This is a genomic window from Maricaulis sp. D1M11 (assembly GCF_047308265.1).
Classification (GTDB): domain Bacteria; phylum Pseudomonadota; class Alphaproteobacteria; order Caulobacterales; family Maricaulaceae; genus Maricaulis.
Genome location: NZ_JBKQWY010000005.1, coordinates 302,214 through 324,505 on the forward strand (window position 1 = coordinate 302,214; position 22,292 = coordinate 324,505).

The following is a 22,292-nucleotide window of genomic DNA, read 5'->3' on the forward strand; positions in this document are numbered from 1 at the left end:
GTCAAACTGCGGAATAAGCGCCGGGACGGCGTTGGGTGAAGGCGAGCATCAGACCAGCCCCGAACGCCAGAGCCAACATGGACGACCCGCCATAGGAAACGAATGGCAAAGTCATGCCCTTTGGCGGGATCAGGTGCAAGTTCACGGCGATGTTGATCAGCGCTTGCAACCCGAATTGCAGGGCCAGTCCGGAGACGGCCAGCTGTACAAAATGATCATTGAGCCGCATGGCCTGGGTCCAGGCGCGCGCCAGCAGGATAGAAAACAGCCCGATAATGGAGAGCGAGGCGAGCAGTCCAAACTCTTCGGCCGCAACCGAGAAGATGAAATCCGTGTGTGCGTCGGGCAAGACATGTTTCACCTCACCCTCGCCCGGGCCGACACCCGCAATCCCGCCGCGCGAAATGGCCTCCACCGCGCGATCAGTCTGGGTGGGCCCGTCGGAGGACGGATTGAAAAAGCCCTGCACACGGTCAGTGATGTGCGGAAATGTGAAATAGGCACCCACCGCGCCCACGATCGACACGCTGCCAAACCCCACGACCCACAGCCAGGGCAGGCCTGAGGCGAAAAATAGACCGCCAAAACACGCCGTGATCAGCAAGGTTTGACCGAAATCAGGCTGGCGCATCAGCAAGATCACACAGACCAGATAAACCAGTACCGCGATGAGCCGTCCGGGAACAGGGGCCCCGCGCTTTTCCTCCGCCAGCAACCAGGCAAACGTGACGATCAGACCCGGTTTGAGGAATTCCGATGGCTGAAGGCCAAAACTGCCCAGGCGAACCCAGCGTGTCGCCCCCTTCACCTCATACCCGATGAACGGCAAGAGGATCATCACCACCAGTGCGCCCAGCATGGCCAGCATGGCCAGACGCCGCGCATCCTTCACACTCAGCGCCGAAAGCCCCAAAACGACGAGGACGGACAATCCGGCAAACAGGCTCTGACGGTAGAGGAAATAGAAGGGGTCACTCAGGTTCAAACGATCAGCTGCCGCCGGACTGGCCGCCATGGCCAGGATCAGACCGGTCGCGATCAGCGCCAGCACCACAAACATCAAGGTCCGGTCCACACCGCGCCACCAAAGTGTCATGCGACGAACAGGTGTCATGCGGGTTCTCCCTGCCATGCAGCCAAGCGGTTGTGGACCGCTGTCCGGAATGCGTCACCGCGCGCTTCAAAACTCGAGTATTGATCAAAACTCGCCGCAGCCGGTGACAGGAGCACAACTCCGCCCTCGCCATCGGCCCGCGCGGCGGCGATGGCCTTGTCGAGCGCCTCATCCAACGTGGCACTGATATCCGCCTCGACCCGCCCGATCAGGGCTGTCGCGAAACTCGGGCCGGCTTCACCGAACAGGAAGGCCTGTTGCACCCCGTCCAGATGATCCAGCGTGCTCTCCAAACCATCTGTTTTCGCCTGTCCGCCCGCCAGCCAATAGATGCGCGGATAACAGGTCAGAGCCTGAACAGCTGCCTCGCCATTGGTCGCCTTGCTGTCATTGACAAAGACCACACCATCGCGTTCGCCGACACGTTCCTGACGGTGGGCCAGACCGGGAAAGGTTTTCATGGCCGCCACAGCCGTCTGCGGGCTCAGGCCCAGATGTCGCACGACTGCCAGAGCCGCTGCGGCGTTTTGGGCGTTATGCCGACCGGGCAGAGCGGGTGCATCCTCGAGCGTCATAACGGGCTGGGATACGCCGCCCATGGCATCATAGAGCGTGCCGGAGAGTGCGTAGACGCCATGGCTGAACACCCGTCCGGACGCGATCGGGGTCACCCAGTCACGGGCTCTCGACCGGGTAAGCCCGGTCATCATCGCCTGGCAGTGCGGATCATCGACACCGATCACCGCCTTGCCGGTGGTGGATTGCATCGAGAAGATCCGGGCCTTCGCTGCCGCATAACCTTCAAAACCACCATGACGATCGAGATGATCCGGCGACAGATTGAGACAGACCGCAACATCACAGGCCAGGGTGTGGGTCAGATCGAGCTGATAGGACGACAATTCGATCACATAAACCGTGCCTGGGCGGGGCGGATCCAGCGAGAGGATGGCGGTCCCGATATTGCCGCCGACCTGAACCCGTCGACCCGCTTCGGCCAGGATATGTGCAACCAGGGCAGTGGTCGTCGACTTGCCATTGGTGCCGGTAATGCCGACAATTTGCGGACGTTTCTTCTCCGGCAAGGCCGCGATGGCCTGGGCGAAGAGTTCCGTGTCTCCGATGACCGGAATATCCACTGCCCGTGCCAGTTCGACAACGGGATGTGGCGCAGGATGGGTCAGCGGCACGCCCGGCGACAGGATCAGGGCGGAGATATCACCCCAATCCCGGCGCCGCAGATCGACCAGTGTGAGCCCGGCCTGTTCCGCTGCAGACCGTCCTGCTGCACCATCATCCCAGGCAATCACATCGGCGCCGGACGCCTGCAAGGCCCGGGCGGTCGCGATGCCGGTCCGTCCCAGACCGAAAATCGCCACCCGACGTCCTTCATATCCTGGGATACGGATCATGCGGGTCCTATCTCAGCTTCAGTGTGGCAAGGCCGATCAGTGCAAGCACCACAGCGATGATCCAGAAACGGATCACGATCGTGGGTTCGGCCCAGCCCTTCTTTTCGAAATGGTGGTGGATCGGCGCCATGCGGAAGACGCGCTTGCCGGTGAGTTTGAAACTGGCCACCTGGACCATCACCGAGACGGCTTCCAGCACGAATAATCCACCCACAATGCCCAGAACGATCTCGTGCTTGATGGAGACCGCGATCGCACCGAGCGCTCCGCCCAGAGAAAGGGAGCCGGTATCCCCCATGAAAATCATGGCGGGCGGCGCATTCCACCACAGGAAGCCCAGCCCAGCACCGATGAGCGCCGCACAGAACACAAGCAGCTCCCCGGTCCCCGGCGTGTAGTGGATCTGGAGATATTCGGTGAAATCGACCCGCCCGACCACATAGGCGATCACGCCAAAGGTCGCGGCAGCGATCATGACCGGCACAATCGCCAGTCCATCAAGCCCGTCTGTCAGGTTGACGGCATTGCCGGCCCCGACAATGACCAGACAGCCAAAGATGTAGAAGAGCGGACCCAGATTCAGCAGAAGATCCTTGAAGAAGGGGAAGGCCAAAGACGTGTCGACGCCCGGCTCGACCCCGTAGGACCGAGCCGCATGGGTCGACCAGACCACGGCAATCAGGGCAATGCCGAACTCGCCCATCAGCTTGATCTTGCCGCCCAGTCCGTCCGTCGTCTGCTTGGTCACCTTGCGGTAGTCATCGATGAAACCGATGGCGCCATAACCCGCCGTCACGAACATGACGATCCAGATATAGGTATTGCTCAGATCCCCCCAGAGCAGGGTGCCGACACTGACGCCCAGCAAGATCATGAAACCGCCCATCGTCGGCGTTCCGGCCTTGCTGATAATGTGGCTTTCGGGACCATCGGCGCGGATCGGCTGCCCCTTGCCCTGTTTGCGACGCAGCCAGCCGATCATGGGTTCACCAAACAGGAAAACCAGGACCAGGGCGGTCATCAAGGCACCGCCGGAGCGGAAGGAAATATATCGGAACAGATTGGTGAGCTGCCACTCACCGAAAAAGGACTCAAGCAGGAGATACAACATGCCGGTTAGGCCTCCGTCACAGTGAATGCGGATCCATCAGCCAAAACCGAGGCAATCTTGTGGAGACCGGATGCATTTGAGCCTTTCAGCATCACTACATCGCCCTCCCGGATCGCCGTTTTGATCTGCTCCAGCCCCTCGCCCGCATCATGCGAATAGCCCGCTCGCAAGGCGTCCGGCAAGGCATCATATAACGCACGCATCAGCGCGCCACACGTGTACACCTGATCAATACCCGCTTCAGTAAGAGGCGCAACCAGATCAGCATGAAGTTGCGCACTTTTCGGGCCGAGCTCAAACATATCGCCCAGCATGGCAATCCGGCGTCCACCCGGACCGGGCGCAACGGATCCCAGCGCGGAAATCGCTGCCCGCATGGAGACCGGATTGGCATTGTAGGAATCATCCAGCAGGGTGAACGCGCCCTTTCCAGGCAGGGTCACACGCACGGCTTGCCCGCGTCCGCGTTCCGCATCCACATCGGCCAGCGCATCCGCTACGTCACGCGCATCCAGACCCGCACCCGCACATGCGGCAAAGATTGCGCCGGCATTCCACGCCCAGTGCGCGCCAGAAGCCGCCAGGCGAAAATCGATCTGCGCGCCCAGAACATCCACCCGGCCGCGCGATCCCTCCACGCCCGTTTCAAAATCGAGAATCCGAACGGCGGCGTTCTTGCCCGTTCCGAAATCAAGCATGAACGCCGCGACCGACTGGCGGATATGTGACGCAAGACGCGGCGCGAGTTCGTCATCGGAAGGATAGATCGCCACGCCATCCTGTTCGAGACCTTCGAAAATCTCCGACTTGGCATCGGCGATAGCCTCGATCGATCCCAGATTTTCCAAATGAGCCGGTGCAATCCGGGTGATCAGCGCCACATGTGGTTTGACGAGGTCGGACAAATCCCGGATCTCGCCGGCATGGTTCATGCCCATTTCGAACACGGCCCGCTGGGTCTCGCGCGGCATGCGCGCCAGGGTCAGCGGCACACCCCAATGATTATTGTAGGACTTCACACTCCAGTGAGCCGGACCATGGGCCCGAAACACCGCCGCGATCGCTTCCTTCACACTGGTCTTGCCCACACTCCCTGTCACAGCCACACGAATAGCGTCGCTGCGACTGCGCGCTGCCGCGGCCAGAAGGCGCAAACCATCCAGTGTATCGGTGACCTGCAGATGGGGCTCGGGTCCACAATCACCACGACTGACCAGGCTGGCAGTCGCGCCACGCGCCTTGGCGTCCACAACAAAATCATGCCCGTCACGCACATCCTGGAGCGCCACGAACAGATCACCGGGCTGGATGGTGCGCGTATCAATCGAAATTCCTGTGACGGCCCAGTCTGTCGGACCGATCAACTGACCGCCCGTCGCGGCCAGAGCTTCCATGGCTGTCCAGAGCGGCACACCGGCAGGCTTAAAGGACATGACTGCCCTCCCTGAGATGCAGGGCCTTGCGGCCCTCCTCACGATCATCAAAGGGATGCACCACACCGGCCACCGTCTGACCCGTTTCATGTCCCTTGCCCGCGATCAATAGGCAGTCCCCGGCCCGCAGGAGATCGACACCACGAGCGATTGCAGTCGTTCGGTCCGCGATTTCCTCGGCTCCGGGACACCCTTCCAGTACGGCCTGGCGGATGAGAGCCGGGTTTTCGGAACGGGGATTGTCATCCGTCACAATGGTGATGTCGGCTTCGCGTGCGGCGATCTCGCCCATCAGCCGGCGTTTGGACGCATCCCGATCCCCACCGCAGCCGAAGACAACGATCACCCGGCCCTGTGTATGAGGACGGGCGGCTCGAAGCAGCTTGTCCAGGCCGTCGGGGGTATGCGCATAATCCACCAGTACGGGGGCCCTGTCGGCCGTCTCTCCGACTTTCTCAAGACGGCCCGCCACGCCGGTCAGACGGGGCAAGCTGTCCAGGATGACGTCCTGCGAAATGCCACTGGCCCAGGCCATGGCCGCCGCGCACAAGGCATTGAGAACCTGAAACTCTCCGACCAGCGGGATATCAATCCGGAAATCCTGTCCACGCCATGAGAAGGCGACATCCTGGCTGGCCGGGCGCGGTGTGATCTCGTGGATCTGAAGATCCTGCCCCCGCCAGCCCAGGGTGAAGACAATATGACCCGTCTCACGGGAAAGCTCGGCCATGCGTTCACCCCATGGCGAGTCGATATTGATGACCGACGGACAGCCCTTGGGCAGTCGCTCGGTAAACAACCGGGCCTTCGCATTGAAGTAATCGTCGAAGTCGGGGTGATAATCGAGATGGTCCTGGGTGAGATTGGTAAACGCTGCCAGGCTGAGCGTAACGCTCTCCATCCGGCGCTGTTTGAGACCATGGCTCGACGCTTCCATCGCCAGATGGGTCACACCCTCGCGGGCCAGGCGGTCCAGCGCCTTGTGCAGAGCCACGCTATCGGGCGTTGTGTACCCTGTTGTCTCGACACTCTGACCGCGCGCGACACCCAAAGTGCCCAGACTGGCCGCATCAAACCCGGCCGCATGCCAGATCTGACGCAGGAATTCGACGGTCGATGATTTGCCGTTCGTGCCCGTAATGGCCACCACATGACCCGGCTGCTTCGGATAGAAATTCGCGGCTAGGCGCGCCAGTTCGGCCGGGGCATCCTCGGCCACAAGCACCGGGACCGGACAATCGGGCACGGGCGCATCCGTCAGGATCGCGGCAGCGCCCGCTTCGACCGCCTGGGCGATAAAGCGCCGACCATGCACCGCCACACCCGCCAGAGCCGCGAACACAAAGCCGGGTTCGACCTTGCGACTATCCAGGGTCAGACCTGTAATTTCGAGGGTCTCCTTGCCCGCGGGCACGGCCTGTGGTTGGAGGAGGTCAGCCAGTTTCACTCTTCGAACTCCGGCATCAAGGCCGCACGGATCATTTCCGCCCGGCCGGTCTGATCCACTTCACACCGCCCCACACCCAGAATGGGAGCGATACGACGAATGATTTCACCCGTTGCCGGAGCCGCCGTCCAGCCACCGGTCGCATATCCATAGGTGGATTCATTGCCATGGGGCTCATCCACCAGAACAAGAACGGCATATTGCGGGTCATCCGCAGGAAAGACCGCGGAGAAGGACGAGATCAACCGATTGCGGTCATACCCGCCCCGTCCCGGCTTTTCTGCTGTTCCGGTCTTGCCCGCCACACAATATCCAGGCGCAGCCGCATTTCGGCCCGTGCCGTCCATGACATTATCGCGCATCAACTGCATCACATCGCTCGCCGTCTGTGACGACATGACCCGCGAGCCGGCAATACTCTCTCCAAACGCCACGGGCTGGAAAGTGGGCGGCACATAGACGCCGTCATTGGCGATGGCCGCGAAGGCCGCAATCGTCGCGATCGGGCTCACGGCAATGCCATGGCCATAGGAAATCGTAGCGGTTTCCGTCGGACCCCAGTTGGACGGCAGAATGGGAGACGCACTCTCTACCAGCTCCACGGGAGCAGCCTCCAGCAGCCGCAATTGACGCAGCCAATCCTCCTGAACCTCCCGCCCGGCCTCCAGCGCGATCCGGGACGTACCGATATTGGAGGAATGCGTGAAGATCTCCGACATCGTCAGCCAGCGGGACTGGGCATGGTAGTCGTGAATGACATGCCCGCCAATCCGCAAGGGCTGAGTCGCATCATACCCGCTCTCGAGTGTCGCAGTGCCGTGCTCGAGCGCCATAGCCACGGTAAAGGCCTTGAAGGTCGACCCCATTTCATATCGTGCCGCTGCGGCCCGGTTGGTGCGCCCGTTCTGGCTCGTATCCATGGGACGGTTGGGATCATAATCCGGCAGGGAGACCATGCCCACGATCTCGCCCGTACGCACATTCATCACCACGCCCACGGCCGCATCCGCCTCGAACTCGGCCATGGTGGCGCGCAGGACTTCATCCATGTGAAACTGCACACCCATATCGATGGACAGGGCGACAGGCCGCCCATCACCATGCGACAGGGCCGCATCAAACGCCCGCTCGGCTCCGGCCAGACCCGCCAGATCGCGATCTGTATACCCCACCACGTGCGAGGCCAGACGACCGCGCGGATACACGCGTCGCGGCTCGTCCTGGAAATAGAGTCCCGGCATGCCCAGACCAAACACAGCCTGACGCTGGCGCGGGGTCAGATTGCGCCGCACCCACACAAAACGGCCACGTGCGGATAGACGCCGGGTTAGCGCCTCCACATCCACATTCGGCAAAACGGTGGCCAGGGCTTCAGCGGTCTCTGCGGCATCCCAGATCTGGCTCGGATCTGCCCACAAGGAGGGCGTCTCAAGCGTCGTTGCGAGAACCTGGCCGGTGCGATCATAAAGATCCCCACGCGGCCCGGGGCCTTCCGCAATCTGGGCCTGGGCACCACTGCCATCCTCACCGGTGATCGCCAGCTCGACCGCCCGCACCGAGAGAATGCAGAACGCCACAGCCAGAAAGAAGCCCATTATGCTCAGACGCCGACGCGCCTCCGCGAGGGCCCGACCTTCATCGCTTTCCACCCGCAGCAGGCTGGACACATCAGCGGGCGCCGCCTCAACAACCGGCGGCAGACTTCCTCCGCGTGTCTCGGTCGAGACACGTTTGCGACCGAAGGGCCAAAGCCCCCTCATTGGGGACCTCCGCCCAGATCGCTGTCTCCTGAATCGCTCACAACCAGGAGACCTCCCGGACGCTCGACCTCGCGCGGCTCCTGGGCATCCATCAGCATGGGCAGATCAGACAGGGCGACTTCACGGTTCGGGTCGAGCGGCTCGAAACCCAGATACCGACGCGCCAGAGCCCGCAGACGATCGGGCTCTTCCAGATGCGCAATCTCGACAGTCAGAACACTGATCTGGCGGCGTTCTTCGGCGAGCTCTGCCTGCAGATGTTCAAGCCGTTCCTGCGCGCCCTTCGCCTCGGTCTTGGCGAGATAAAGCGCAACAGCCAGCGAAACAGCGACAAGAAACGCGATTGCGTTCAACAGCCGGATCATAACGCGGACTCCAGACGTTCCAGACCAATAACATTCCGACTGAGGGCGATACGATCATCCCAGGCCGGAGCGGATGTGCGAACAGCCGCACGAAGTTTTGCAGAGCGGGCGCGTGGATTGAGCTCCAGCTCGTCAGGCGCCGCACTGACCGCGCGCCGCGTCACAAGCTCGAATGACGCAGCCGGACCGGCATCTACCCGCGGCGCGTGACGCGACCCGCCGCCTCCTGCTTGACCCGACCGGGACCGCAAGAAGCTCTTAACCATGCGGTCTTCCAGTGAATGGAAAGTAACCACGACCAGCCGCCCACCCGGCACCAGAGCGCGCTCGGCCGCCTCCAGCGCACGCGCCAGTTCGCCCAGCTCGTCATTGATAAAAATGCGCAAAGCCTGAAAGACCCGCGTGGCAGGATGAATAGCTGAATGTTTTCCACCGATTGCGCGCTGAACAACCTCTGCAAGGCGATCTGTCGTGGTAATCGGCGCCTCGCCCCGCGCGTCAATGATGAACTTGGCCGCACGGCGCGAACGACGCTCCTCACCGTACACATAAAATATATCTGCCAATTCCTGCTCGCTGAGCAGGTTCACCGCATCGGCCGCCGTGGGACCATCGACGGACATGCGCATATCGAGCGGCCCGGACTTTTGGAATGAGAAGCCGCGCTCAGCCTGGTCGATCTGCATGGAGGAAACACCGATATCGAGCACAAAACCGTCGAGCGTCGCTTCACCGAGATCCTGCAACACGGTTTCCACTTGCGAGAACGTGCCTGCGGCAAAACGAAAACGCCCGGAAAACTCAGCTTCCAGCGCTTGCCCGGCGGACAGGGCATTGGGATCGCGGTCAATCCCGATCACCCGACACGGGGCGGCCGTCAGCAAGCCGCGCGTATAACCGCCCGCCCCGAATGTCCCGTCGACATACAGGCCATCGGGTTTGGGGGCCAAACCTTCAATCACTTCGCGCAGCAGAACCGGGACGTGGCTCATGACAGGCCTCCCGGGCGCGGCGTCAGACGCAGCGAGCGTTTGTTCTCGCGCGCGAACTGTCGGGCCTCGGCTTGATGTGCTTCGTATTGCTCCGGCGACCAAATCTCGAAGCGGGAGCCCAGACCGACAAAGGTCGCCTTTCCCTCAAGCCCCGCATGATCCGCTAATTCCTTGGGAAGCGTTACACGGCCATTGGAGTCAAAGGAGAGCGGTCGTGCTGCACCGAAGATCGCACGCTCAAAGGCGATGCGCGCCTCGTCATAGGGATCCATTTCCTCGATCAGCGCCTGGTAGCGCTCGAGCAAGGCCTGGCCACCCCCTTCCAGAAAGGGACCGTCAAATGACGGCCAGACGACAATTCCGTCAAAGGGGCTGGCCTTCACCACCGCGCGAAAATCCGCAGGAACGGAAACCCGCCCCTTCGCATCGACGCCATTTGTGGTGGTTGACAGAAACACGCGCCCAAACTCCCCGGCCTTAACATCGTGATCACGATGGTTAACCATGGGATAACATGGGACACTATGGGAAACAACGACGAAACGCGCCGAACGGCGTGATTTCTTGCCTCCGGACAGTCCAGATCGACCCTCCCAAGCATTGATCCCCGGAACACAAGTAGAACATTAAGTTAATTTCCACAGGCCGTGGAGAACCGTCGCGGTAATGACGTGGAGGTTAATTTGCCAGACGGCCTGTAAGCCGGGTTCTGTTCCCCTTGCGGGGCGACGACCATTCATCTGCGGCCTGCCTTGCAGCAGACCTGGTGCGACCTACCCGGATGGCATGCGGAGACGCATGTACAGCGCAAGGCTGAGCCCATCTCTATTCGGTCTTGCTCCAGGTGGGGTTTACCGAGCCCTCGCCCTTGCGGTTGAGGCGGTGCGCTCTTACCGCACCGTTTCACCCTTACCCATCCCTCAGGATGGGCGGTCTATTCTCTGTGGCACTTTCCCTGGGGTTCCCCCCGCCGAACTCTGTCCGGCACCTTGCCTCCGTGGAGCCCGGACTTTCCTCGACACCCCTGTTTCCAGATCGAGTGCCGCGGCCGTCCAGCCGCCTGGCGCGCCCTGATTGCGCTCCGAACTGCCAAACGTCAAGAAACGACCTCAGAGCACGAATAATTGCATCATACAACTTGTTCTTAAGCGCAACTTTTTGTGAATTTTTTTATTCCACCCCAGGTAGAGTCGCGCAGAAATAGCGCAGCCTCGCTCATTACAGAGCAATTACAAGACCAATACGCGATATTGGATACAATAATATTCCCCTAATTAACTTGGGGTGCCACCGCTTAGATGAAATTCGCTAATAGATTGATTTAATATGATTTAATTGATAACTCAAAATCAATACCAAGCAATACCCCTCAGTCCGATTTTGCCCGATTCACCGAAGCGATTCACATTTGTGTCATTGACTCTCACTTTCTCGTAATCTTTGATGACGATCGATCACTTTTCGAGGTGATCGTTTTCGGGGGAGCACACGTTTTACGTTTAGCGTTTTTGCAAATTTTGCGATGCAACTAAGTGTCATTCGTATTGCGTAGGCGCGGCCGACTTCGGTAGCTGCGTCCTGTTCCCGTTTGCCAGATTTGGGCCATGCCCACTCGGAGGGATGAATGAAAATCTTGAAACAAGCGATGTTGGGGACATCTGCTTCAGTCGGATTAGCCTTGGCGACCGCGGCATTGTCCGCGACTGCCCTGACGCCGGCTGCGTTTGCCCAGTCCTACACAACCGGTGCTGTCACAGGTAGCGTGTCGGACCAAATGGGTCAGCCTCTCGCTGGCGCCACCGTGACGGTCGTCTCGACTGCCCGGGGCACCACGCGGAGCATTGTGACCGGTGCAGACGGTGAATTTGTTATGGGCCGTCTGCCCTTGGGTGAGTTCACCATCACGGTGGAAAGCCCCGGATTCCAGACGATCAGCGATGACAGTCTTGTCGTCCGTGTCGGCACAACTGCCGAAGTCAATTTCGTCATGGAGAGCGGTGAAACAACTGAAGTCATCACCGTGACCGGTTCTGCCATCCAGTCGAACGTCTTTGCCGTGGGTGAGACGGGTCTGACGATCGATGTGGATGAAATTTTCGAACAAGTTCCGGTCGGGCGGGACATCACCTCTTTGACGCTTCTGGCACCGGGCACGACCCGCGCCGACTCCGCCTTTGGCGGCACGTCGATTGCTGGCTCGTCTGCAGGTGAGAATGTTTTCTACATCAATGGTCTGAACGTCACCAACTTCCGGAACTTCGTGGGTGCATCCACGATCCCGTTCGAATTCTATGAAACGGTCGAAGTTAAAACCGGTGGCTACCAGGCTGAATTCGGTCGCTCCACCGGCGGTGTGATCAATGCCGTGACCCGGTCCGGTTCCAACGAGCTGGAATACGGGTTTAACATCTTTTACGCACCCGACGAACTGCGTGACGATGTGCCCGATACCACCACATCCGCAAACTATCTGGACCAGAGCACGTCCACGGATATGGATTTCTACGTCTCTGGCCCGCTCGTGAATGACCGGGTGTTCTTCTACGGTCTCTACAGCCCGCGCTTCCGCGAAACCGTCAATGTCGGAAGCCAGTCCGAGCGCATGTCCGTCTATCGCGACGACAGCCCGTTCTGGGGTGTGCAGCTCGACGCCAACCTGTTCGAAGGGCACACGCTGGCCTTCACAGCGTTCTCTGACAAGCGTGAAGGTGTCACCACCACATATGATGTCACGTTCGACGAAGACGGCGGTATCGCATCACAATTCAACCCGCGTGAAGCCACGAGCTATCGCGGTGGTGATGTCTACATCCTGAACTACACCGGTGCGCTGACCGACTGGTTGACGATGTCTGTCACAGCCGGTTCTCAGAGCTTCGACCAGACCTCGCTGAGTTCGGCCGACGAATTGCCGGCGGTGTACAACTATACCACGGGTGTTGGCTTCACACCTGTGGGCGACTGGGCGAGCTTCAGCATTCAGGAAGGCTCTGACCAGCGCGAACTGATCCGGGTCGACTTCGACACCAATTTCAGCTTCTTCGGCGATCACTCCGTCCGCTTCGGTGTTGACCGTGAAGACCTGACCGCCAGCGCCTTCACCATCAACTCGGGTGGTGCCTACTACCTCTATGCGGACGCTCCATACTGTGAAAACGCTGGTGGTCCTACTGGAGAAGCCTGTGTTCGCTGGCGTGACTACAGCTCGGGCGGCGATTTCAATACGATCCAGACCGCGTTCTACATTCAGGACGCCTGGCAGGTCACCGACCAGCTCACCCTGAACCTGGGTCTGCGTCGTGAGACGTTCGACAACCGCAACGCCGAAGGTGAAACCTTCGTCGAGATTGCCGATCAGCTCGCACCTCGCATCGCCGCGTCCTATGACGTCTTTGGTGATGGTGAACTGGAAGTCTACGGTTCCTGGGGCCGCTACCACCTCCCGGTGGCGACCAACACCAATATCCGTATGGCTGGCGCTGAGACCTATATTCACCGCTACTACGAGTATGATGGTCGCAGCGACACGTATGTCCCCAACACCGTGGGTGAACCCTGGCGGACCTCCGTCCTTGGCGACGGAACCGTACCGGACACCCGCTCCCTGATCGGTACCGATCTGGACCCGATGTATTCCGACGAACTCATCCTGGGTACGCGCTGGAATCGCTGGGACAACTGGGATCTGGGCATCTCCTTCACCTATCGTGAACTGGCATCCACGCTCGAAGATGTGGCCATCGATGCGGCGGTTATCGCCTATTGTGAAGCCAACAACATCACGACCGGTGACGGCACCCCGTGTGCAGACGAATGGACCGGGTTCCACCAGTACGTGCTGACGAATCCGGGTCAGGATCTGACCACTTTCCTGCCGGAACTCGGTGAGAATGGTGAGTTTGTCACCCTGGCTGCCGAGGATCTGGGTTATCCGGAAGTCGAGCGGACCTATACGGCCCTCGACATCAATGTCGCTCACTGGGGCGATAACTACCGGATCAATGGTTCCTGGACGATCTCTGAATCGCAAGGCAACTATGAGGGATCGGTGAAGTCGGACAACGGTCAGGACGATGCCGGCATCACGCAGGACTTTGACCAGCCGGGTCTGGTTGACGGTTCTGACGGTCTGCTGCCGAACCACCGGGCTCACCGGATCAAGGTTTGGGGTTCCTACAATGTCACCGACGAATTCATCATCGGTGCGAACCTCCAGGTGACGTCTCCGCGTAAATTCGGTTGTATCGGTTACCACCCCACCGACGCGTTCGCCTATGAATACGGCGCGTCGTCTTGGTACTGTGGTGGCGAGCTGACCGAGCGCGGTTCCGTGATGGAAACCGACTGGATCACCAATCTGGACATGAGCTTCGTCTATTCGCCGACTGACCTGCCCTACCCGGGCACGCCGACCTTCCGTATGGACGTGTTCAACGTTCTGGGTGCGGACGGCGCAACCGATCTCTACGAGACCGGTGACAGCTCCGCTCCGGCTCCGGGCGCCAATTACGACGCCAATGACGTTGTCGCCGACCCGCGCTTTGGTGAAGAGATTGGCTTCCAGTCTCCACGCTATGTGCGCTTCGGCGTGTCCTGGGACTTCTAATTCCCAAGACACCCTTCGAGAGTACCCGACCTTGAGGGCGGGAGCTGCGGCTCCCGCCCTTTTTCTTTCTTCAGAAGTGTGGAACCGGGCCCTTTGCCCATACAGCCAATCTAGTGAGCGAAAAGCGACAGGCAGCGCCGTGTCTCGGCATCAAGCTCGCCGGACACCCGTTCGGGCAGCCAGCGGCGTTGAAATGCCTTCACACACGCGGAGAGTTTGGCCTGCGGATCATATCCGAGTGAGGTCAGAACGCTCCGCACATCAAACGTTTCCGCCCCACGGCCCTTGGGCAAGGCACGCGCCGCACCCGCCCGGGCCAGCCGCTCCCAGGGAAAATGCTCTCCCGGATCATCCTTGCGTTCAGGGGCGATATCGCTGTGTCCGATCACCCGTTCGACCCCGATCCCATGCCGTCCCATAAGGTCACGCACGAGGGCGATCACGGCTTCGATCTGGGTATCGGGATAAGGCGGAAGACCAAAATCATGCCCGCCATTGACGATCTCAATGCCGATCGAGGCAGAATTTATGTCACGCTCGGCGTGCCAATACCCCAAACCTGCATGCCAGGCCCGTTTGCGCTCATCGACCATCTGGATCACGTCACCGGCTTCCAGCACCACATAATGGGCCGACACCTGGGCCTCGCGATCACACAGGCGTTCAAGGGCCACTTCGGCGTTTTCCATGCCGGTATAGTGAAGAATGATCGTATCCAGCGGGGTGCGCCGATCGTTGAAATTGGCAGATCTTACCCATCGCGAAACGAGCGAGCTGGACAGCGGAGCCTCGCTCACAGGCTCTTCTCCCGCGCCAACCCCGCATTCGGTAGTTTCCGGTTTTGCCGCAGAGCGATCACACCCACCCCGCCCAGTGTCAGCACGGTGCCTGCGATCAACCGCCAGCCGATCGGATCGCCAGTGATCAAGATACCCGACAGCACACCGACCAGCGGGGCCATCAGCGTCAGCGGCGCAATGAGATTGGCTTCATAGCGCTGGAGCAGGCTGTAGAACACGCCATGACCAAAGATATTCACCAGCACAACGGTGAAGATAAGCGCCACCAGGAAGGGCCATCCCCCCGCCAGGGTCTGCTCGATCTGCGCACTCTCGGTCAGCAGCGACAACACCAGCAAGGGTGGCCACGACATGACGCCGATCCAGGCCTGCATACGTATGGAATCCAGGGGAACCCGCTTGACCAGGATCATACCCATCGCCCCCGCGAAGGCGGCACCCAGCCCGAAGACCAGCCCCAGCGACAGGTCCAGCTCAGCCGGATTGGCCACTACAAGAGCGACCCCGGCAAACGCAACGACCATGCCGGTGATACGCGGAACCCCCACCGTCTCTTTCAACATCAGGACAGACAGAATTGTGGCGAAGGGGACACCGGTCTGCAGGATGATTGCCATGGTGGACGGGGTCGCCCACTGAAGCCCAATGAAAATCAGGGCGTACTGCACCGCTCCCATACACATCGCGAGGCCAAACAGGGTTTTGAGGTCCTGTGGCCGGGGCCTTAGCCAGGGCAGAAGGAAGGCACTGAGCAGGGCGAACCGCAAAAAGGCGAAAAAAATCGGCGGCGCGCCCTCAAAACCGGGCACCCAGCCCGGGGCGCCCGTGACAGAGAATTTCGCGACGACGAAGTTAAGGCCCCAGACGAGACAGACCGCCATCAGGGCGAGCAGGTCCTTGATACGCATGGACGAAGTGATGAGCCTGTTTTACCGGTGCGGCAAGCAAATAGTCCGAATTCAAGAATCCGCCGCTAACGCTCATCCATGAAATGCGCGTCGAGAAAGGCGAGAAATCCGGTCCAGTCATTCCCGTTCACACCATGCAGGCCATTGCGCATGGTGATCGCGATATCTCCGGACGGATCAAAATCCCCCAGACCGGATTGGCGCAGGCCCTGCGACCCGTAAAGCGCGTAGACCGGATTGGCACCCCGCGCAGCCTGATAGCTGCCCATCGGATCAGACCAGCGATCACGCCAGGCCCCGCCAATCAACAGGGGACGCGGCGCAAGAAGAGCGATCAACTGGTGCTGATCCACCGGTATTTCCGCCTCCCGGTCGCTATAGCCCGCATAAGCCTCGTTGAACCAGTGCGGATAGCCGTCTGTGATCTGGGCGACTGATTCACCATTGTAGGAGCGTGTAAGTGTGGTGCCGCCGGTGCCCGACTGGTGAGAAATCACCAGGTCGATGCGCGGATCAAATGCACCGGCCAGAAGCGCTGATTTGCCATTGCGTGAATGCCCCCACACGGCCATGCGCTCGTTATCATATTCCGGACGGGTTTCCAGCACATCGATGGCCTTGGAATAGGCATAAGCCCATGTCGCGATCGCACCGCTCCGACCTTGCGGGCTGTAGGCGGCCAGCGGCGCCATGGCGGAGGACCGATTGTCCGGCACGAGGTCACCGGGATAAATCAGGGCCACAGCATATCCGCGATCCAGGATCATCTCGAACGGCGGCTCTGCAATATATTCCCCGAAAATCGACGTCATGATAGCGCGTTGCCAGGCCGGCCCGCCCATGCAATCAGGCGCACCGCTGGCCGCATTCGGCCCCATCACACCGTCCATACCGCGCAGGGCCGCCAGATTGCCGCAGAAGGTCTGCAAGACAATCACAGGCACCGGTCCTTCGGCATTCATCGGCCGGACGGTCACCAGAGGGGTCTGCCATTCAGCCTCATTGACCTCAAGGCGCAGCTGGAACTGCTCGACAATGGCGCGGCCGCCAAAGGCGCCTTCCTGCATGATGTCATGGCTTTCGATCTCGGCCATCTCACCGAGCAGTACCGGACCGTAGACCTCATCCTGAAAAGCCTGGCGCAAGGCGGGAGCCTGTTCGCTTTCCCAGACAGCGCGAGTCAACTCACCATCGGCATTGAGCACCGGGCGCGCCGTTTCGCCGGTCACGCGATCATTGACGCGTGGCAGGGCCATGGACACACAGCCCACCAGGGCGAGCGGAAAGAGAATGATCAGGGCGACCAGAAAAGCCTTGCGCATCACACACGTGCCTCAAACAGGAAGAAGTTTGAGCGCACGCTATCAGGCTCAGCGAACCGGCCCAGTCAAAAGAATGTGAGAGATGAAATTCCGGTTAGAAACGGGATCAGGAATGATTGCCCGGCGGCACACCATCCACGGTCCAGCCCTTGGGCCCGCGCGTGGCGACCAGCACTTCCGGTCCGTCCGAGCCGCGCTTGCCGCGCACTTTCGACCAGATCCAGAAGACTGCAGCGGCCAGCAGGCCCAGACCCGCGAAGACGAGGACTGCGGCCCAGAGCATCGCCGCCAGGAAGACCACCAGACCGGCAAAGGCCAGGGCGAACACGCCTGCGATGAGCGCGCGCAACCAGCGCTGCGCCGTCTTGGACGCAGACGGAGAGAAAAAGGCAGTCGAACGGCGATCCGTCTCGGTCATTTTATTATCCTCTTCAAACCCTCACCCTCATCATGTTGGCACGATGTGGGCAAAGGTCAAACCCCTACACCTGCCAGGCGCGCTCTTTCGTCGCAAATCCGGGCATAGGCGATATTAATCGCTGCCATTTTGTCCACAGCAAGGCGCTGCATCTCGGGCGGAACACCGCGTGATACCAGTCGATCAGGATGGTTTTGGGCCGCAATACGGCGATAGGCCCGCTTGAGACCATCTTCGCTGATGTCCGGCTCCACCCCCAGGATCAGATAAGGATCGTCTTCAGCGGCTCCCAGGTGAACATTGCGAATGCGCCGATATTCCAGATCCGAGAAGCCGAAGATATCCGCCACCCGGTCCAGAAAATCGCGCTCTGCTCGGCTGACGACACCATCCGCCTTTGCAATATGGAACAAACCGTCGAGCACGTCTTCCAGAATGGCCGGGTGAGCGCGGAAGCGCCGGGCCAGACGGCGTGCATAACCGTCAAATCCCAGCGTGGTCTGTTTGGCGAGATCAAAGGCCCGACGCAGTGGTTCCGCGCCTTCCTCGGGCAGTTTGAACACCTGGGTAAAGGCCTCGACCTCGTTTCGGGTGACGATTCCGTCCGCTTTGGCCATTTTGGCACCCAGGCCGATCAGCGCCATGGCGAAATCGGCATCATCCACACGCCGACCCGGCTCGCAATCCTCCCCCTCGCACTCAAGGAAGCATGAGCGACCGCGAATTCTCTCGGCAATGGCGCGCCAGAAACCCATAAACGTCCCGTGTACACCGGCCAAAGGTTCCTAGGAACACGATCAGGGCCGGAATGGTCATATAGGTATCGATATCGAGTCGCGCGAGGCGTGGCCCGTCGATCCTGCTGTTTCAGCCTAAACCCGTTGCACACGGGCTGACCATGGCTAACCTCCGCACATCAGTTATGCAATTTTGGTCGCAAGCGAAGGACCTGGACATATGAGCACAGGGGCGTGGGAGTTCTGGATCGATCGCGGCGGCACATTCACCGATGTTATTGGTCGTGCACCGGATGGCCGCCTTCATCCGCTGAAACTGCTCTCGGAAAGCCCCGACTATGCCGATGCCGCCAGCGAAGGCGTCCGCCGTCTGGCCGGTCGACAGGCCGTCCATGCGGTCAAAATGGGAACGACAGTCGCAACCAATGCGTTGCTCGAACGCAAGGGCGCAAAAACCCTGTTTCTGGTCACGCGCGGGTTTGCCGACCTGTTGCGGATCGGTGATCAGTCCCGACCGGATATCTTTGCGCTCGACATCCAGCGCCCCGATCCCCTGCATGACCGCGTGGTGGAGGTGGATGAGCGGCTCTCGGTCCACGGGGAGGTCCTTGTCCCGCTGGAAGAGGCCGGTCTCGACCCCATTCTCCGCCAGGCCCGCGCAGACGGTTTTGACAGTGTCGCCATCGCCCTGATGCACGGCTTCGCCTATCCGGCCCACGAAGAGCGCCTTGCCCGATTGTGTGAGGCCCATGATTTCCCGGTCGTCATCACCTCACACGCGGCCAGCCCTCTCATCAAGCTTGCCCCGCGAGCGTCGACCACCCTTCTGGACGCTTATCTCCAACCGGTCCTGACAGACTATGTCGACCGGGTCGGCCAAGGCCTGGGCGAGATACCGCTCTTCTTCATGCAGTCCTCCGGCGGTCTGGCCGCAGCGGGTCATTTCCACGCGCGCAATGCCGTGCTCTCCGGTCCGGCGGGCGGTGTTGTTGGCATGGCCAAGACAGCACAAAAGGCCAGCTGGTCGAAAGTTATCGGTTTTGACATGGGCGGCACCTCGACCGATGTCTCGCGATTTGACGGTGACCAGTATGACCGGGCCGACGAGACGCTCGTTGCCGGCCAGCGTTTGCGTGCACCGATGATGGCGATCCACACCGTGGCCGCAGGCGGCGGTTCTGTCCTATTCTTCGACGGTGAACGCGCCCGGGTCGGTCCTCAGAGCGCGGGCGCCATGCCCGGCCCTGCCGGTTATGGTCGGGGCGGTCCTGCCACGGTCACGGACGCCAATATTGTGCTGGGACGTATCCAAGCCGACTTCTTCCCGCATGTGTTCGGCAAGGAGTCCGACGCCCCACTGGATGTCGAGGCCAGCCGAAAAGCCCTCGCCCAACTGGCCAGCGAGATGGGGCTTGATACTCCTGAAGCGGCTGCCGAGGGGTTTTTGACCGTCGCCATCGAAAGCATGGCCCAGGCAATCAAACAGATCTCTATCGGGCAGGGCGTCAATCCGGATCAGTACGCCCTGGCGGCCTTTGGTGGCGCCGGCGCGCAACATGCCTGTCGGGTGGCAGACACTCTGGGCATGCGCGATGTGCTGGTTCACCCCATGGCCGGGCTTTTGTCTGCCCTTGGAATTGGTCTCGCCGACATCCGCGCCACCCGTGAAGCCTCGATCGAACACAGCCTGTCCGCCCAGGCACTCACAATGGCCGACATCAGCCTTGCCCGACTGGAAGACGAGGCCCGAACAGCTCTGACCGAGCAGGGGCTGGACACCGGCATCACCGTACATCGCGCGGTGCGCCTGCGCGCCAAGGGTGCCGACACGGCTCTGACGATTGCGGCGTCACCCGATGAGGCCACGCTGCGCGACGCATTCAACAAGGCGCACAAACGCCTGTTCGGCTTTGAAGTGAGTGGCGAGTTGATCCTGGAAAGCGTCAATGTGGATGTCGAGGCCGCGCCACCGGGTGCCGGGGGCTGGTCTCTGGATGTGCCGACGGCGCAGAAAACAGCGCCTTCCGCCTCTGCCACGGCGCCGCTCTTTGATGAGGGAGTGTGGGTCGACAGTCCCGTCATACGGCTCGAGACACTGGGCCCCGGTCCGACTGTCACGGGTCCGGCTTTGATCATCGATCCCAATTCAACCATCCTCGTCGACAGGGGCTGGACAGCCCAAAGGCTCACCGACGGGACCCTTCATCTGAGCCGAACCGAGGCCGTGACGTCGGAAACAGGAAGCACAGCCCTCGACCCGGTGCGATTGGAGCTCTTCAACCAGCGCTTTATGTCGGTCGCCGAACAGATGGGTGTCACGCTGGAGCGCACCGCCCACTCGGTGAACATGAAAGAAAGGCTCGACTTCTCGTGCGCCGTGTTTGATGCACAAGGAGGGCTTGTCGCCAACGCACCGCACATGCCGGTACATCTGGGGTCCATGTCCGCCAGTGTGCGCGCGGCCGCAGCGGCCCACCCAGATCTGGGTCCCGGGGATGCCGTTGCGGTGAACGCCCCCTATGACGGCGGCACCCATCTGCCCGACATCACGCTTGTGACCCCCATCCACGATGAAGAGACCGGGCAGCGCCTGTTCTACGTCGCGGCACGCGGTCATCATGCCGACATTGGCGGGATCGCACCGGGGTCCATGCCGCCCTTCTCGCGCACGATTGAGGAGGAAGGCGTTCAGTTCGCCAATGTAAAAATCATGAGCGATGGGCATTTTCTCGAAGACCGGGTCCGCGAGGTTCTCGCCTCCAAGCCCTGGCCAGCTCGCAACCCTGACCAGAATATCGCGGACCTCAAGGCCCAGCTGGCCGCGTGCGCTCGCGGTGCTGAAGAACTCCATCGCCTGGTCCGTGATAATGGCCTGAACGTCGTCAGCGCCTATATGGGGCACGTCCAGAACAATGCCGAACGGGCCGTGCGCCGAGTGATCGGAGCGCTCCAGGATGGAGAACACACCGTTCACCTCGATGACGGGTCCCGGATCCAGGTCGCGATCCGGGTTGATCATGACAGCCGCAGCGCTGTGGTCGATTTCACCGGCACGTCCGCGCAGCGCGACAGCAATTTCAACGCCCCGGCCTCGGTCGCGCGAGCGGCAGTTCTTTACGTATTTCGCTGTCTGGTCGGGGATCAGATCCCGCTCAATGAAGGCTGCCTGATCCCGATCGAGATCATTTTACCCGAAGCCTGCCTGCTCAACCCCGTCGCGCCCGCTGCCGTTGTCGCCGGGAATGTGGAAACCAGCCAGCTGGTGGTGGATGCCCTGTTTGGCGCCACCGGCCGTCTGGCTTCCGGACAGGGCACAATGAATAATCTCACCTTCGGCAATGCCCGCCACCAGTATTACGAGACGATCTGTGGTGGTGCGGGTGCGGGCATCGATCATGAGGGTCAGCTCTTTGCCGGTGCGGATGCCGTGCACATCCACATGACCAACTCACGGATGACAGACCCGGAAGTCCTTGAAACCCGCTTTCCCGTCCGGGTTGATACCCATGAGATCCGTCACGGCTCCGGCGGATCCGGTCGCGCGCGTGGTGGAGACGGAAGCGTTCGCCGCCTCACCTTTCTTGAACCCATGGAAGTTGCCCTCCTCTCCTCTCGCCGCCTGCAATCGGGCTTCGGTCTGAACGGCGGACAAAGCGGGGCGTGCGGCGAGCAATACCGGGTCAGAGCGGACGGCACACGCGACGCGCTTGAAGGCTTGTTCCAGATCCAGGTCGAGGCAGGGGACAGCATCGAGATTGCCACGCCGGGCGGAGGCGGGGTCGGACCAGGCTAACCCCGTCCGGTTAAACTTTGGCAATATTGGGATCCATCCGGGATGGCGGGCCGTAATCTCTCACGTCCCATGCA

At 60.8% G+C, this 22,292-nt stretch carries 16 protein-coding genes and 1 other RNA gene; 2 read left to right on the plus strand and 15 right to left on the minus strand.

Features of this window, described 5'->3' with window-relative positions; genetic code table 11:
- Window position 1 precedes the first annotated feature (1 nt).
- The 10 genes from ftsW to rnpB form a co-directional block, all read right to left on the minus strand.
- The gene (gene ftsW, locus RMQ97_RS10600) at window positions 2–1,114 is read right to left on the minus strand and encodes a putative lipid II flippase FtsW (protein ID WP_413660849.1); all 1,113 of its coding nucleotides are present in this window, start codon (window positions 1,112–1,114) and stop codon (window positions 2–4) included.
- A complete protein-coding gene (gene murD / locus RMQ97_RS10605; RefSeq protein ID WP_413660850.1) occupies window positions 1,111–2,526 on the minus strand; it encodes a UDP-N-acetylmuramoyl-L-alanine--D-glutamate ligase in 1,416 nt (471 codons plus the stop codon). The genes ftsW and murD overlap by 4 nt, the downstream gene beginning before the upstream one ends.
- 7 nt (window positions 2,527–2,533) lie before the next feature.
- On the minus strand, window positions 2,534–3,637 hold the full coding sequence (gene mraY, locus RMQ97_RS10610; protein ID WP_413660851.1) for a phospho-N-acetylmuramoyl-pentapeptide-transferase: 1,104 nt from the start codon (window positions 3,635–3,637) through the stop codon (window positions 2,534–2,536).
- Between the two features lie 5 nt (window positions 3,638–3,642).
- On the minus strand, window positions 3,643–5,070 hold the full coding sequence (locus RMQ97_RS10615; protein WP_413660852.1) for a UDP-N-acetylmuramoyl-tripeptide--D-alanyl-D-alanine ligase: 1,428 nt from the start codon (window positions 5,068–5,070) through the stop codon (window positions 3,643–3,645).
- Window positions 5,060–6,517 carry a UDP-N-acetylmuramoyl-L-alanyl-D-glutamate--2,6-diaminopimelate ligase gene (locus RMQ97_RS10620; RefSeq protein ID WP_413660853.1) on the minus strand — a complete coding sequence of 486 codons (1,458 nt, stop codon included), beginning with the start codon at window positions 6,515–6,517 and terminating at the stop codon, window positions 5,060–5,062. The genes RMQ97_RS10615 and RMQ97_RS10620 overlap by 11 nt, the downstream gene beginning before the upstream one ends.
- Window positions 6,514–8,277, minus strand: coding sequence for a peptidoglycan D,D-transpeptidase FtsI family protein (locus tag RMQ97_RS10625; RefSeq protein ID WP_413660854.1), 1,764 nt, complete (start codon window positions 8,275–8,277; stop codon window positions 6,514–6,516). Before RMQ97_RS10625 ends, RMQ97_RS10620 begins: the two co-directional genes overlap by 4 nt.
- Window positions 8,274–8,642, minus strand: a complete 369-nt coding sequence (locus tag RMQ97_RS10630; RefSeq protein WP_413660855.1) for a hypothetical protein — start codon at window positions 8,640–8,642, stop codon at window positions 8,274–8,276. The genes RMQ97_RS10625 and RMQ97_RS10630 overlap by 4 nt, the downstream gene beginning before the upstream one ends.
- Window positions 8,639–9,634 carry a 16S rRNA (cytosine(1402)-N(4))-methyltransferase RsmH gene (gene rsmH, locus RMQ97_RS10635; protein WP_413660856.1) on the minus strand — a complete coding sequence of 332 codons (996 nt, stop codon included), beginning with the start codon at window positions 9,632–9,634 and terminating at the stop codon, window positions 8,639–8,641. The genes RMQ97_RS10630 and rsmH overlap by 4 nt, the downstream gene beginning before the upstream one ends.
- Complete coding sequence (locus tag RMQ97_RS10640; protein WP_413660857.1) at window positions 9,631–10,092, minus strand: division/cell wall cluster transcriptional repressor MraZ; 462 nt, start codon at window positions 10,090–10,092, stop codon at window positions 9,631–9,633. Before RMQ97_RS10640 ends, rsmH begins: the two co-directional genes overlap by 4 nt.
- A gap of 224 nt (window positions 10,093–10,316) precedes the next feature.
- Window positions 10,317–10,698, minus strand: an RNA gene (gene rnpB, locus RMQ97_RS10645) — RNase P RNA component class A.
- A gap of 560 nt (window positions 10,699–11,258) precedes the next feature.
- On the opposite strand from rnpB, the gene RMQ97_RS10650 reads away from it, so the two are divergent.
- The gene (locus tag RMQ97_RS10650) at window positions 11,259–14,240 is read left to right on the plus strand and encodes a carboxypeptidase regulatory-like domain-containing protein (RefSeq protein ID WP_413660858.1); all 2,982 of its coding nucleotides are present in this window, start codon (window positions 11,259–11,261) and stop codon (window positions 14,238–14,240) included.
- Between the two features lie 110 nt (window positions 14,241–14,350).
- Here RMQ97_RS10650 and RMQ97_RS10655 read toward each other — a convergent pair whose 3' ends face one another.
- From RMQ97_RS10655 to RMQ97_RS10675, 5 genes are all read right to left on the minus strand, one after another.
- Window positions 14,351–15,037 (minus strand): N-acetylmuramoyl-L-alanine amidase, encoded by a 687-nt coding sequence (locus RMQ97_RS10655; RefSeq protein ID WP_413660859.1) that lies wholly within the window; start codon window positions 15,035–15,037, stop codon window positions 14,351–14,353.
- Complete coding sequence (locus tag RMQ97_RS10660) at window positions 15,034–15,948, minus strand: DMT family transporter (protein WP_413660860.1); 915 nt, start codon at window positions 15,946–15,948, stop codon at window positions 15,034–15,036. The genes RMQ97_RS10655 and RMQ97_RS10660 overlap by 4 nt, the downstream gene beginning before the upstream one ends.
- A gap of 65 nt (window positions 15,949–16,013) precedes the next feature.
- Window positions 16,014–17,270, minus strand: coding sequence for an alpha/beta hydrolase (locus tag RMQ97_RS10665; RefSeq protein WP_413660861.1), 1,257 nt, complete (start codon window positions 17,268–17,270; stop codon window positions 16,014–16,016).
- Window positions 17,271–17,376: 106 nt separating this feature from the next.
- Window positions 17,377–17,688 carry a hypothetical protein gene (locus tag RMQ97_RS10670; protein WP_413660862.1) on the minus strand — a complete coding sequence of 104 codons (312 nt, stop codon included), beginning with the start codon at window positions 17,686–17,688 and terminating at the stop codon, window positions 17,377–17,379.
- 56 nt (window positions 17,689–17,744) lie between these two features.
- Window positions 17,745–18,443, minus strand: a complete 699-nt coding sequence (locus tag RMQ97_RS10675; protein WP_413660863.1) for a TerB family tellurite resistance protein — start codon at window positions 18,441–18,443, stop codon at window positions 17,745–17,747.
- Window positions 18,444–18,645: 202 nt separating this feature from the next.
- On the opposite strand from RMQ97_RS10675, the gene RMQ97_RS10680 reads away from it, so the two are divergent.
- The gene (locus RMQ97_RS10680) at window positions 18,646–22,218 is read left to right on the plus strand and encodes a hydantoinase B/oxoprolinase family protein (RefSeq protein ID WP_413660864.1); all 3,573 of its coding nucleotides are present in this window, start codon (window positions 18,646–18,648) and stop codon (window positions 22,216–22,218) included.
- Window positions 22,219–22,292: the final 74 nt, after the last annotated feature.

Bases quoted from the DNA above. Each gene is read 5' to 3' on its own strand.
- ftsW (WP_413660849.1), bottom strand. From the start codon at position 1,114: ATGACACCTGTTCGTCGCATGACACTTTGGTGGCGCGGTGTGGACCGG.
- murD (WP_413660850.1), bottom strand. From the start codon at position 2,526: ATGATCCGTATCCCAGGATATGAAGGACGTCGGGTGGCGATTTTCGGT.
- mraY (WP_413660851.1), bottom strand. From the start codon at position 3,637: ATGTTGTATCTCCTGCTTGAGTCCTTTTTCGGTGAGTGGCAGCTCACC.
- RMQ97_RS10615 (WP_413660852.1), bottom strand. From the start codon at position 5,070: ATGTCCTTTAAGCCTGCCGGTGTGCCGCTCTGGACAGCCATGGAAGCT.
- RMQ97_RS10625 (WP_413660854.1), bottom strand. From the start codon at position 8,277: ATGAGGGGGCTTTGGCCCTTCGGTCGCAAACGTGTCTCGACCGAGACA.
- RMQ97_RS10630 (WP_413660855.1), bottom strand. From the start codon at position 8,642: ATGATCCGGCTGTTGAACGCAATCGCGTTTCTTGTCGCTGTTTCGCTG.
- rsmH (WP_413660856.1), bottom strand. From the start codon at position 9,634: ATGAGCCACGTCCCGGTTCTGCTGCGCGAAGTGATTGAAGGTTTGGCC.
- RMQ97_RS10650 (WP_413660858.1), top strand. From the start codon at position 11,259: ATGAAAATCTTGAAACAAGCGATGTTGGGGACATCTGCTTCAGTCGGA.
- RMQ97_RS10660 (WP_413660860.1), bottom strand. From the start codon at position 15,948: ATGCGTATCAAGGACCTGCTCGCCCTGATGGCGGTCTGTCTCGTCTGG.
- RMQ97_RS10665 (WP_413660861.1), bottom strand. From the start codon at position 17,270: ATGCGCAAGGCTTTTCTGGTCGCCCTGATCATTCTCTTTCCGCTCGCC.
- RMQ97_RS10670 (WP_413660862.1), bottom strand. From the start codon at position 17,688: ATGACCGAGACGGATCGCCGTTCGACTGCCTTTTTCTCTCCGTCTGCG.
- RMQ97_RS10675 (WP_413660863.1), bottom strand. From the start codon at position 18,443: ATGGGTTTCTGGCGCGCCATTGCCGAGAGAATTCGCGGTCGCTCATGC.
- RMQ97_RS10680 (WP_413660864.1), top strand. From the start codon at position 18,646: ATGAGCACAGGGGCGTGGGAGTTCTGGATCGATCGCGGCGGCACATTC.